Here is an 11,732-nt window from a genome sequence, read left to right as displayed (position 1 = left end):
GCAACTCTTCCTGTGGGAGCACACCCGGCCTCCCACGATCGACGGGCACCAGTGCAAAACGACGAACTCACCAGTACAGAACCGACATCTGACGCCGACCTGATCCTGCGCTCCCGCTCGGGAGACACGGCGGCTTTCGGCGAGCTGTGGCGACGCCACTACCCCTCGGGAATCGTCGTCGCACGGTCGGTGACGTCGAGCATCGATGCCGATGACCTCGTCCAAGAGGCATACACCCGCATCTACCAGGCGGTGCTCAAGGGTGGCGGCCCGAACGGCTCCTTCCGCGCCTACCTGTTCACCAGCATCCGCAACACCGCCGCCGCGTGGGGGCGCGCACGGCGCGAGACCGCGATCGACGAGCTCGAGACCGTTCCCGACCCCGAAACCACCGATCAGGCCACCACGGAGGCCCTCGACCGCGGTCTCTCCGCGCAGGCCTTCCGCAGCCTGCCGACCCGCTGGCAGGAAGTGCTCTGGTACACCGAGATCGAGCAGATGAAGCCCGCCGAGGTCGCACCGCTGCTCGGCATGAAGGCCGGCGCGGTCTCGCAGCTCGCCTTCCGCGCCCGCGAAGGGCTGCGCGAGAACTGGATCCAGGCGCACCTGCGCAACGCCGGTGAAGGATCCGAGTGCCAGTGGACCATCGAGCACCTCGGGGCTCACGCGCGCGGAAACCTCAGCACCCGCGACGGCAAGCGCGTCGACGAGCACCTCGAGAGCTGTGCACGGTGCATGATCGTCGCCGCCGAGGCGAAAGACGTCTCCAGTCGCCTCGCTCTCGTCCTGCTCCCCCTCGTCCTCGGCGTCTCGGGGGCTGCGGCCTACACCGCGAGCCTGCAGGGCGGCGGAGCGCCGATCGTCGCGCTCGCGGCCATGCCGTCCTCCGTCGTGGCGGGTCCCGTCGTCGCCGGAGAGGCCGGAGGTGCCGCGGGAATCGCGATATTCGCCGAGGGGAACGGTGCCGGAGGTGCCGCAGGTTCGTCCGGCGGAGGCGCTTCCGGTGGTTCGCTGGGCGGTATCGGGGCGCTCGTCGGTGTTGGCTCCGCGGCGCTGGTCGTCGCCGGTGTCGTCGCCGCGGCCGTGGTCCTGCCCGGATTCACCGAGGCCAGCCCGCTGTCATCGATGTCATCCGCGGCCCAGGCGAGCGACTCGGAGATCTCCAGCGAGGTGGTCCCCGATCCCGATATCCAAACCGACCAGTCGCTCGTGATTGAGATGCCGGAGGATGAGCCGAACATCCCCGACGCACCGGATTCCCCCGAGCAGACGTTCCCCCCTCCCCCGGCCGACAGCGACCGTGAGACGCTTCCCGAGCTCCCGGTCGCACCGCAACCGTCCGCGCCGGCTCCCGCGCCCAGCCCTGCTCCCACGCCTCCGCCCGTCGACGACGAGGACCCGGGTGACGAGAACCCGGGCGGCGGCGAGGCCGATCCCGAGCCGGCCCCCGATCCCGAGCCGGGTCCCGAGCCCGAACCCGATCCGACTGATCCCATTCCCGGCGACGAAGACGGCGACGACGATACGAGCGGCGACGGCGGGCAGGACGAAGAGCAGACTCCGGCACCCGGTGGCGATGATGATGAGGCTACAGACCCCGAAGCACCAACGCTCGATGACGCCTTAACAACCGGAGAAGTCACGGTTTCGTTCAGCGGCACGGTGACGCACGTCAAGGTCGCCGTGAGCGGAGTGCCCGGACAAAAGGTTCATGCGCTGATCGACGGCAAGTCTGGTGGCGCGGATGACATCACACTCGATGACAACGGAAGTGGCGTCCTGGACCTTCGACCTTCTCTGTTCCAGATTCTCTCTTCGAGCACAACAGTCTCGTTCCACTACTCCGACCACCCAGACGCGCCTGTGGCAGCAACCACCCTGTGGCAGCTGGCGGACTCGTTGGCTCTCTGATCGACCCGCCCCAGCAGAATAGACTGGGGGCATGTCCGAAGCACCCGACGCCACACCGGGCGTCATCCGTCCCACCATCACTCCGCTCGACATCATCCGTGTCGTCGTTCTGATCGCCGCGATCGCCTCGCTGGCGCTGTGGGGCTTTGCCCTGTGGGCTCTTCCCTGGAACCTCGTCCTCGGTATCGGCGCTCCGCTGCTGGTGCTGCTCGTCTGGGCCCTCTTCCTCTCGCCGCGTCCGGTGCTGCGCGTGCACCCGTTCGTGCGCGCAGCCGTCGAACTGCTGATCTACGCGGGCGTCACCCTGGCCTGGTGGTCGATGGAGCAGGCGTGGATCGGCCTTGGCTTCGCCGTCGTGGCGGTGGCCGCCGGTCTCATCGCCGGGCGTCGGGCACTGCGATGACCACGGTGCTCACGCGTGCCTGACATCCGTGTGAGCGCCGCCATCATCGATGACTCCGCCGGCCGGATCCTCGTGGTCCGCAAGCAGGGCACGACGGCGTTCATGCAGCCCGGTGGCAAGCCCGAACCGGGCGAGAACCCCGCGCAGACGCTCGTCCGCGAGCTGGACGAGGAGCTCGGCCTCCACGTCGACGAGACGCAGCTGGAGCCGCTCGGCCGCTTCATCTCCGCGGCGGCGAACGAGCCCGGCCACCGTGTCATCGCCGATGCCTTCGCGCTCACGATCGCCGCGGATTCGGTATCCGCGCAGGCGGAGCTCGCCGAGCTGCGCTGGATCGAGCCGTCCGATCTGGGCACACTCGAGCTGGCCCCTCTCAGCCTCGAGCATCTGCTCCCGATCGCCTGGCCGCATGTGACGATCCAGTCCTGAACGGCATCGGCCCCGGATGCGAGAGCGCTTCCGGGGCCGATGCCATCATGCCGTGGGGGTCAGAGCCCCTGCCAGGCCGGCTTGTTCGCATAGCTGTGGCGGTAGTAGTCCGCGAGCTTCAGGCGGGATGCCGCGGCCTCGTCGACGACGACGGTCACGTGCTCGTGCAGCTGGATGGCCGAACCGGGGCAGAACGCGCTGACGGGTCCTTCGACGGCCTCCGCGACGGCCTGAGCCTTGCCCTCGCCGAAGGCGAGCAGCACGAGGTGACGGGCGCGCAGGATCGTGCCGAGGCCCTGGGTGATGCAGTGCATGGGGACATCATCGATCGAGTCGAAGAAGCGCGCGTTGTCGGCGCGGGTCTGCTCGGTGAGCGTCTTGATGCGCGTGCGCGAGGCGAACGACGAGCCCTGCTCGTTGAAGCCGATGTGGCCGTCGGTTCCGATGCCGAGGATCTGCAGGTCGATGCCGCCGGCGGCATCGATCGCCGCTTCGTAGTCGGCTCCGGCGTGCTCGATCCCGTCAAGGGATCCGTTGGGGACGCGAATGCGCTCGGGGTCCAGGCCCAGCGGCTCGACGACCTCGCGGGTGATGACCGAGCGGTAGCTCTCCGGGTGCTCGATGTCGATGCCGACGTACTCGTCGAGCGCGAAGCCGCGCACCTGCGAGACGTCGACGTCGGCGAGACGCGTCTGCAGCGCCTGGTAGAGCGGCAGCGGGGTCGAGCCGGTGGCGAGGCCCAGGACAGCATCCGGGCGCCCTGCGATGAGGCGGGCGATCTGGTCTGCGACCAGTGCGCCGGCGGCGGCGGGGCTCTCGACGATGACGACTTCAGCCATGGACGGCGTTCTCCTTCTTCCGGGGGATCGCTCCGACCAGTGCGGCGCCGAGAGCGGCCGCGGGTGAACCGGTCGGGAGCAGTTCGATTCTCTCATCGAGGTGCAGTGACCTCAGGAACGGTGAGTTCGCGGCGTCGGCGCGCAGTGCGGCCCGGATGCCGTCGAGGAGGCGGTCGCCGAGAGAGGCGAGTCCGCCGCCGAGGACGACCGTGGCGACATCGGCGCTGAGAACGAGCACGCGCACGGCCGCGGCAGCGCCGTGGAACAGCCCTGCTCGGAGCATCAGCGCGTCGTCATCGCCGTGGTCGGCGGCGTCGAGGATATCGAGCACGGGGTATTCGCCGGGCCGCGCCCAAGCGCGGGCGAGCGCCCCGCCCCCGCAGAACGTTTCGATGCATCCTCTCTGCCCGCATCCGCATACCCGACCGCGCGGGTCGACGGCGATGTGGCCGACTTCACCGGCGATTCCGCCGGAGCCGCGCCAGATCTCGCCGCCGATGATGATGCCGGCGGCGACTCCCGTACCGAGATTCAGGTACGCCATGGAGCCGTCTTCGGCGATGCCGCTGAGCGCCGCCGCGCCACGCGTGGCGGCCTTGACGTCATTCTCGACGATGACGGGCGCGCCCAGAGCACCCTCGGTGCGTGCGGAGAGATCGAGGGATTCGACGCCGAGGTTGACGGCGTGGAGCACCCGGCCGTTATCGGTGTCGACGAGTCCGGGGATTCCGACGCCGACGCTCGCGACGTCCGCCGCGCTCCGGCCGATCTCGCGCATCAGCTGATCGACGCTGCCAACCACATCGGAGATGACGCCGTCGTCGCCGTAGGCGGAGGGGCGACGCACGCGACCGATGATCTCGTCATCGTCGCCGAGGACGACGGCGTCGACCTTGGTGCCGCCGATGTCCAGACCCACGCGAAGACGTCGGCCGCTGTCGCGGCCGGGAAGAGCGGATGCCACTATGAGACTCCCAGCTGGCCGGAGAGGACCATGACCGCGGTGCCGCGCAGCACGATGTCCTCCTGCGCGGTGAGGCGGATCACGACGTCGTCGAATGCGCCGCCGCTCGTCCGTTCGCGCAGCGTCGTCGCTGCGGCGTCGAGGAAGGGGCCCTCCAGCAGGTCGACGGGTCCGGAGAGCACGATCTCCGACAGGTCGAGGGCGCCGATGATGGGCGCGATCGCGATCGCCATCCGTGCGCCGGCGTCGCGCAGGATCTCGTCACGGTCGTCGGGGCGAGCACCGATCTCGTCGCGCAGTCGGGCGGCGCTCAGCCAGGCCTCCAGGCACCCCTCGTTCCCGCAGATGCAGCGGGGGCCGCCATCGGTGCCGACGGCGACGTGCCCGATCTCGCCGGCGGCGAAGCGGCCGCCGAGCATCGGCTGCGCGTCGGAGAGGAGGCCCGCTCCGACGCCGATGCCGATCTTGATGAGCATGAAGTCCGCGCGGGCGCGCCCGAAGGTGTATTCGGCGAGCACCGCGGCGTTGGCGTCGTTGCGGACGAGCACGGGCAGCGCGAGGTCGTCGTGGAGTCGTGATTCGAGGGGGAAGTCCACCCATCCGAGGTTGGGCGCGTTGAGCACCATGCCGTCGGGCCGCACGACGCCGGGCGTTCCGACGCCGACGCCGAGGAGCGTCGTGGTGGATGCCGCGATGAGCTCCCTGCTCAGCTGCACGACCGCCGCGTAGACGGCGGTGCCGTCGGCGCGTTCCGGCCGGGCGATCTCGCGGGCTTCGATCACATCTCCGTCGAGACTGAGCACGGCGCCGCGGAACACATCGGTGCCGGAGAGGTCGAGTCCGATGATCTGGTGGCCCAGCCGATCGATGTCGATGAGGATCGGCGGTTTCCCGGGGCCCGAGGTCTCTCGCACGCCGAGTTCGACGATGATGCCGTCGGCGATGAACTCGGCGACGAGATCCGAGATGGTCACTCGGGTCAGCCCTGTTTCCCGGGAGAGGTCCGCCCGGCTCATGGAGCCTGCGTGATACAGGGTCTGCAGCACGAGTGCGCGGTTGTGCGCGCGTGCCTGCTCCGGGAGAACCTTGGTGCGCGATCGCAGGTGGCGGTCGGGCCCGAAGGCGTGCTGACCGCCGCCGGTGTAGTCGACCGGCTCGCTCTGAGGTGTCCCACCTGTTTCGGGCATGTTTGTTAGTAGACCTTACGAAAGAAGATTTAGCAACTGCCCGCAGGGTTTATGTCTCCCCCGTTCAGGCTTCGTCTCACGGGCGCATGCGCCCGTGAGAGGAGGTTACCGCACGACCATGACGCCGTCGGCTCGTGATGTGCTTGACTTGTCGCCGACCGGAACCGCGCCATCACGCGGTGCGCACAACAGGGGGAAATCACATGAACCGTCGCATTGCAGCATTCGCCATCGCATCCATCGCCGTCCTCGGACTCGCGGGCTGTTCCAGCCCGGCCACCGACGGGGCCACGGACGACCTCAAGGGCTCGACCGACGAGGTCGACACGAACCAGTCGGTCGCCGATGCCTGCGGCATCGTGCTCCCCGAGCTTCAGGAAGCCAGCTCGGAACTCGCGAGCCTCGACATGACCACTGCCGCGGAAGACCCGCAGGGCACCGTCGACTCCTTCGCCGTCTTCGTCGACGCGCTCGGCGAGACCGTCGGGAACGTCTCGAACCCCGAGGTCAAGGCCGCCACGAGCGCGGTCCACGAGAACTTCGTCGCTCTCAGCGATGTCCTGCAGAAGGTCGTCGTCGACCAGGACCTCAGCGCCGCCTCCGACATGACCGGCATCACCACCGAGCTGACCGAGTCGGCCACGGCCCTGCAGGAGCTCTGCAGCTGATAGCCGCTCCTCGAGTGGGCCCCGGGCGATGCGCCCGGGGCCCACTGCTTTTATCCACAGACCAACCGTTGCCTCCCCGTTACCCGCCGGCCGGTATGATATTAGGGACCATGTCGCATTGAAATCACGGGGGGTGAATTCGTGACTGACCTCATCGACGCACCGGCTTCCTCCGGTTCCGAGGCACCTGTGCCGAATGAGACGCTGGCGCTGAATGACGAGGACCGTCCGGTGCAGTGGGCACCGCGCGAGCCGGCTCCGAAGAAGCGCCGCACGGGCCTGTGGATCGGCCTCGGCGTCGCAGCCGTCGCCGTCGCGGCCGGTGTCGCCTCAGTCACGCTGATCGCCCCGGGGACCACCATCGCCGGCATCCCGGTCGGCGGCCTCACCCCCGCCGCCGCGGCCGACGTCGTCGCCTCACGCGTCGCCGGCACCGAGATCATGCTCACCGGCGCCGGCGGCGACCAGGTCGTCACGGGCGCCGATCTCGGCGCATCCATCGATGCGCGCGCGCTCGCCGACCATGCTTTCAGCGCCCACCCCATGTGGAAGATCGGCGACTGGAGCCCCGAGCCGATCGCCGGCGAGATCAGCCTCGACCACACGGTCGCCAACGACGCGCTCCGCGGCCTCCTGCCGACCGCCTTCGAAGACGCCGTCGACGCGACCGTCGTCTTCGACGAGGCGAGCGGCACCTATGTCACCACCGCCGCCGAGGCCGGTACCGGCATCGACATCGACGCACTGACGACCGCGCTGGCCTCGACCGTCGCGGATGGCGAAGCATCCCTGAGCTTCTCCGGCGAAGCCACCGAAGCTCCCGCTGCCATCAGCAACGACGAGGCGACCGCGGCCGCCGAGCAGCTCAACGGCATGCTCGCCTCCATCGGCTTCTACGTCGGCGAGGAGCGCACCGTCCCGATCAGCGCGGCCGTCGCCGCCACCTGGATCGATATCGTCGACGATGAGGGCGAGATCACGATCTCCGCCGATCAGGACGCCATCCAGGCTGTGGTCGACACGCTGCCCGAGAAGATCAACCGGGCCGCCGTCGACGCCGAGATCGTCACGAACTCCGCCGGCGAGAATCTGCGCACCCTCACCGAGGGAGCCACCGGCCGAGAGCTCGGCGATGTCTCCGGCGCGGCGGCCGCTTTCGCCGAACAGCTCGAGACCGGCAACGCCGTCTACGCCCTCGACGTCTCCGAGACCGCATTCGAGACCACCGAGCTGTTCCGTCGCATCGACCTGAACCTGTCGACGCAGACCGTGACCCTCTTCGAGAACGAGAAGGTCGTCGAATCCTGGCTCGTCTCCACGGGCCTGCCGGCGACACCGACGCCGACCGGAAACTTCACGGTCTTCGCCTACACCTCGATCCAGGACATGATCGGTGCGGATTACCGCACCGAGGACGTCAAGTGGAACACCTGGTTCGCCCCGGACATCGCTTTCCACGGCGCCTACTGGCACAACAACTTCGGCCATCAGATGAGCCACGGCTGCGTCAACATGCCCGAGTGGCAGGCCGAGTACGTCTACTGGTGGAGCGCCGTCGGAACCGAGATCTCGGTTCACTGGTAACACCCGCCCCACCACCGAATCGGCGTTCTCCCTCAGGGGAGGACGCCGATTCGCCGTTTCCGGCGCAGTGCGACGCCGTCGGCGCACGAGAGAGGGGGCGGATGCCGCAGCATCCGCCCCCTCTCCGATTCGGGCGCTTACAAGGCGTCGATGATGCCGTTCAACGTCTGCGAGGGGCGCATGATGGCTGCGACCTTGGCCGCATCGGGGCGGTAATAGCCGCCGATCTCGACGGCCGCACCCTGTGCGCCGTTGAGCTCGGAGACGATCTTCTCCTCGTTGGCCGTGAGGTCCGCGGAGATCGGGGCGAAGGCGGCCGCGAGCTCGGCGTCCTTCGTCTGCTTCGCCAGTTCCTGCGCCCAGTACAGACCCAGGTAGAAGTGGCTGCCGCGGTTGTCGATCGTGCCGAGCTTGCGACCCGGCGAGCGGTCCTCCTCGAGGAAGGTTCCCGTCGCGGCATCCAGCGTCTCAGCGAGGACGCGCGCCTTCTCGTTGCCCGTGCGGTCGGCGAAGTGTTCCAGCGACGCGGCGAGGGCGAAGAACTCGCCCAGCGAGTCCCAGCGCAGGTAGTTCTCCTCGACGAGCTGCTGCACGTGCTTCGGGGCCGATCCGCCGGCACCCGTCTCGAACAGGCCTCCGCCGGCGAGCAGCGGGACGATCGAGAGCATCTTCGCCGACGTGCCGACCTCGAGGATCGGGAACAGGTCGGTGAGATAGTCGCGCAGCACGTTGCCGGTGACCGAGATGGTGTCTTCACCGCGGCGCAGACGCTCGAGCGAGAAGCGCGTGGCATCTTCCGGCGTGAGGATCTCGATCGTCAGGCCCTCGGTGTCGTGGTCCTTCAGGTACTCGTTCACCTTGGCGATGAGCGCAGCGTCGTGCGACCGGGCCTCGTTGAGCCAGAACACGGCCGGGGTGGCGCTGGCGCGGGCACGCGTGACGGCGAGCTTCACCCAGTCGCGGATCGCGACGTCCTTGGTCTGCGTTCCGCGCCAGATGTCTCCGGCCTGCACGTCGTGCGAGAGGACGACCTCACCGGCGGCGTTGACGACCTGGACGGTGCCGGCCGCGGCGATCTCGAACGTCTTGTCGTGGCTGCCGTACTCCTCGGCGGCCTGAGCCATGAGGCCCACGTTCGGGACGGTGCCGATCGTGGCGGGGTCGAGCGGGCCGTTCGCGATGACGTCCTCGACCGTGGCCTGGTAGACGCCCGCGTAGGAGGAGTCGGGGATGACGGCGATCGTGTCGTCCTCGCCGCCGTCGGCGCCCCAGAGCTTGCCACCGTTGCGCACGAGAGCCGGCATCGACGCATCGACGATGACGTCGCTGGGAACGTGCAGGTTGGTGATGCCCTTGTCGCTGTTGACGTAGGACAGGCGCGGCCCGTTCTGGATCGCACGGAAGAACGCCTCGGCGATCTTCTCGCCGCCCTCGAGGTCGGCGAGACCCGCGAGGATCGAGCCGAGGCCGTCGTTCGCGGTGAGGCCGGCCGCGGCGAGCGCCGCACCGTGCTCGGCGAACACATCGGCGAAGAAGGCCTTCACGACGTGGCCGAAGATGATCGGGTCGGAGACCTTCATCATGGTCGCCTTGAGGTGCACCGAGTAGAGCACGTCCTCGGACTGCGCCGCGGCGATCGTCTCGGCGAGGAAGGCGTCGAGGGCGGATGCCGACAGGAACGTCGCGTCGACGATCTCACCGGGCAGGACCGCAAGGTTCTCCTTGAGCGCGGTGACCGTGCCGTCGGCGGCCACGTGCTGGATCGTCAGCACGTCGTCGCCGGGCGAGACCCAGCTCTTCTCGTTGGACTTGAAGTCGTCGTGGCCCATCGTGGCGACGCGCGTCTTCGAGCCCTCGGCGAAGGGCTTGTTGCGGTGCGGGTGCTTCTTGGCGTAGTTCTTCACGGCCAGGGGTGCGCGGCGGTCGCTGTTGCCCTCGCGCAGCACCGGGTTCACGGCCGAGCCCTTGATGCGGTCGTAGCGGGCGCGCACATCCTTCTCGTCGAGCGTGGTGGGCTCGTCGGGGAAGTCGGGGACGTCGTAGCCCTGCGCCTGGAGCTCGGCGATGGCGCCCTTGAGCTGCGGGATGGATGCCGAGATGTTCGGCAGCTTGATGATGTTGGCCTCGGGAAGCGTGGCCAGACCGCCCAGCTCGGCGAGGGCGTCGGAAACCCCCTGCTCGGCGCTCAGGCGCTGCGGGAAGGCGGCGAGGATGCGACCGGCCAGCGAGATGTCGCGGGTCTCGATGTCGATTCCTGCCGTACCGGCGATTGCCTGGACGATCGGCAGGAGCGAAGCGGTGGCGAGTGCCGGCGCCTCGTCCGTGTAGGTGTAGATGATTGCGTCGTCGGTCACCGCGGGATTCTCCGTTCACGAGTCAAATTTGTCTCGATACCAAGATACCTGAGTGCCCCCGATGACGTTCTCCGACATCTTTCCGACCACGGAAGCGCGCGAGAGGTTACCCTGGGGGCATGTCGGAACTGCGTGTGGTCGAACTCTCCGCCGCGACGATCGTCGCCGTGAACAACCTGTCGCTCAAGCCCGGGCAGGAGCAGTACCTCGCTCCGGTCTCCTACGGGATCGCAGCGACCGTGGTCAACCCTCAGACGTCGTGGCAGCGCGTCGTGCTCGATCGCAATGAGGTGGTCGGATTCGTGAGCGCGAGCTTCGACCCCGAGGCGCCCGAGGAGCACTTCCAGTCGGTGCTGTGGCGCATCAACGTCGACGCCGACGATCAGGGCCGCGGCGTCGGACGCTTCGCCGTCGAGGCGCTCCTCGATGAGGCGCGAAAGCGCGGTATGAATCACGTCAACGTGATCTACGAGGCCGGTGACGGCGGCCCCGAGGCCTTCTTCCACCGTGTGGGCTTCACGCCCGTCGGCGAGACCGAGTACGCCGAGGTGATCGCCGAGATCCGTCTCGACGGCTGACCGGCCACGCGGATACCGGCCGGTTCAGCGCCGATCCTGGTCGTCGTTCTTGTCACCGCGTCGCGCGTTCCACGAGGCGAGGGCGGATGCTGCGGCACCGGCCGCTTTATCGAGCGCCTGCACGGACGCGGAGAAGACCTGCTGCGCCGTGTCCTGCCAGAGGGGTGTCGCATGGGGGTCGCGTCCGGCTGCCAGTTCGTGCGCGGAGTGCTCGGCCACGGCGAACGCCCGCTCCAGTCCGAGCACCGCATCCCGATACGCCCCGAACGCGGAGACATCGATCACGGCTTCCGCCGCGTCCCCGGCCGGACGACGATCGCGCGCCTCGCGCATCGCCGCGAAGAACGCCGCCGTATCGGTGTTCTTGCCGTCGCTCATCGCCGGGTAGGCGATCTGCATCGCTGGGTCGGTCTCATAGACCATCCACTGCGAGAGCACGGCGTCGTGCGCGCGCATGAGACGCGTCAGGGGATAGCGATCCTTCTGGGCCGCGGCAGGAATCTCCTCCCGCGCTGCCGTCACCGCCAGGCGACGGGCCCGCACATCCGCCGCGGCCGCACGCACATCGCTCTCGGCCTGTTTGAGGGCGCGCCGCGAGCGCGCGGTATCGGTGCTCGAAGCGCGTGACGCCGTGCGTTCCGCCGCGACCCGCGCGTGCTCGGCCCGCGCGGCCTTCACCGCGCGACGGCGGTCCGCCATCGCCCGCTGGCAGGAGGAATGGCATTTCGGCGCTGATATGGTGGAGGAAGCGCTGCTGCACGCTGAGAACTGCCGCACCGTGCGCTATGTGAACGGCATCCTGCGCAGCTGGCACG

12 protein-coding genes are annotated in these 11,732 nt (G+C 68.6%); 7 read left to right on the top strand and 5 right to left on the bottom strand.

The features are described from left to right. The first annotated feature begins 51 nt into the window (after positions 1–51). The 3 genes from Q0Z66_RS01865 to Q0Z66_RS01855 are packed head-to-tail and all read left to right on the top strand — an operon-like array spanning position 52 to position 2,743. Entirely contained in the window at positions 52–1,911 is a 1,860-nt protein-coding gene (locus tag Q0Z66_RS01865) for a sigma-70 family RNA polymerase sigma factor (RefSeq protein ID WP_298037063.1), read from the top strand. 31 nt (positions 1,912–1,942) lie between these two features. After that, positions 1,943–2,314 (top strand): YrdB family protein, encoded by a 372-nt coding sequence (locus tag Q0Z66_RS01860; RefSeq protein WP_298037060.1) that lies wholly within the window; start codon positions 1,943–1,945, stop codon positions 2,312–2,314. 15 nt (positions 2,315–2,329) lie between these two features. Next, positions 2,330–2,743 carry an NUDIX domain-containing protein gene (locus tag Q0Z66_RS01855; RefSeq protein ID WP_298037058.1) on the top strand — a complete coding sequence of 138 codons (414 nt, stop codon included), beginning with the start codon at positions 2,330–2,332 and terminating at the stop codon, positions 2,741–2,743. Between the two features lie 59 nt (positions 2,744–2,802). On the opposite strand, the gene nagB is transcribed toward Q0Z66_RS01855, so the two are convergent. From nagB to Q0Z66_RS01840, 3 genes are read right to left on the bottom strand one after another with little or no spacing between them, the layout of a single operon-like run. Continuing rightward, positions 2,803–3,582: a glucosamine-6-phosphate deaminase gene (gene nagB, locus Q0Z66_RS01850; protein WP_298037055.1), complete on the bottom strand. Its 780-nt coding sequence runs from the start codon at positions 3,580–3,582 to the stop codon at positions 2,803–2,805. Next, positions 3,575–4,546: an ROK family protein gene (locus tag Q0Z66_RS01845; RefSeq protein ID WP_298037052.1), complete on the bottom strand. Its 972-nt coding sequence runs from the start codon at positions 4,544–4,546 to the stop codon at positions 3,575–3,577. Before Q0Z66_RS01845 ends, nagB begins: the two co-directional genes overlap by 8 nt. Further along, positions 4,546–5,733: an ROK family transcriptional regulator gene (locus Q0Z66_RS01840; protein WP_298037049.1), complete on the bottom strand. Its 1,188-nt coding sequence runs from the start codon at positions 5,731–5,733 to the stop codon at positions 4,546–4,548. The genes Q0Z66_RS01845 and Q0Z66_RS01840 overlap by 1 nt, the downstream gene beginning before the upstream one ends. 203 nt (positions 5,734–5,936) lie before the next feature. Between Q0Z66_RS01840 and Q0Z66_RS01835 the strand changes: the two genes are divergently transcribed. Further along, positions 5,937–6,401: a hypothetical protein gene (locus Q0Z66_RS01835; protein ID WP_298037046.1), complete on the top strand. Its 465-nt coding sequence runs from the start codon at positions 5,937–5,939 to the stop codon at positions 6,399–6,401. Positions 6,402–6,542: 141 nt separating this feature from the next. Beyond that, positions 6,543–7,985, top strand: coding sequence for a L,D-transpeptidase family protein (locus tag Q0Z66_RS01830; protein ID WP_298037044.1), 1,443 nt, complete (start codon positions 6,543–6,545; stop codon positions 7,983–7,985). 137 nt (positions 7,986–8,122) lie between these two features. On the opposite strand, the gene Q0Z66_RS01825 is transcribed toward Q0Z66_RS01830, so the two are convergent. Further along, positions 8,123–10,339: an NADP-dependent isocitrate dehydrogenase gene (locus Q0Z66_RS01825; protein ID WP_298037041.1), complete on the bottom strand. Its 2,217-nt coding sequence runs from the start codon at positions 10,337–10,339 to the stop codon at positions 8,123–8,125. A 119-nt stretch (positions 10,340–10,458) separates the two neighbouring features. On the opposite strand from Q0Z66_RS01825, the gene Q0Z66_RS01820 reads away from it, so the two are divergent. Then, positions 10,459–10,917 carry an N-acetyltransferase gene (locus Q0Z66_RS01820; protein WP_298037038.1) on the top strand — a complete coding sequence of 153 codons (459 nt, stop codon included), beginning with the start codon at positions 10,459–10,461 and terminating at the stop codon, positions 10,915–10,917. A 24-nt stretch (positions 10,918–10,941) separates the two neighbouring features. Here Q0Z66_RS01820 and Q0Z66_RS01815 read toward each other — a convergent pair whose 3' ends face one another. Next, complete coding sequence (locus tag Q0Z66_RS01815; protein ID WP_298037035.1) at positions 10,942–11,481, bottom strand: hypothetical protein; 540 nt, start codon at positions 11,479–11,481, stop codon at positions 10,942–10,944. A 46-nt stretch (positions 11,482–11,527) separates the two neighbouring features. Here Q0Z66_RS01815 and Q0Z66_RS01810 point away from each other — a divergent pair. Next, positions 11,528–11,732 (top strand): DnaD domain protein (locus tag Q0Z66_RS01810; protein ID WP_298037033.1); only part of this gene is annotated, 205 nt, incomplete at its 3' end.

This window comes from uncultured Microbacterium sp., assembly GCF_947632095.1.
GTDB lineage: Bacteria > Actinomycetota > Actinomycetes > Actinomycetales > Microbacteriaceae > Microbacterium.
The sequence above is the reverse complement of the archived record's forward strand: the minus strand, read 5'-3'. Positions and strand labels throughout refer to the sequence as shown.

What these genes read in the sequence shown, in the direction of transcription:
- Q0Z66_RS01835 (WP_298037046.1), top strand. Translation starts at nt 5,937, where the DNA reads ATGAACCGTCGCATTGCAGCATTCGCCATCGCATCCATCGCCGTCCTC.
- Q0Z66_RS01820 (WP_298037038.1), top strand. Translation starts at nt 10,459, where the DNA reads ATGTCGGAACTGCGTGTGGTCGAACTCTCCGCCGCGACGATCGTCGCC.
- Q0Z66_RS01840 (WP_298037049.1), bottom strand. Translation starts at nt 5,733, where the DNA reads ATGCCCGAAACAGGTGGGACACCTCAGAGCGAGCCGGTCGACTACACC.
- nagB (WP_298037055.1), bottom strand. Translation starts at nt 3,582, where the DNA reads ATGGCTGAAGTCGTCATCGTCGAGAGCCCCGCCGCCGCCGGCGCACTG.
- Q0Z66_RS01860 (WP_298037060.1), top strand. Translation starts at nt 1,943, where the DNA reads ATGTCCGAAGCACCCGACGCCACACCGGGCGTCATCCGTCCCACCATC.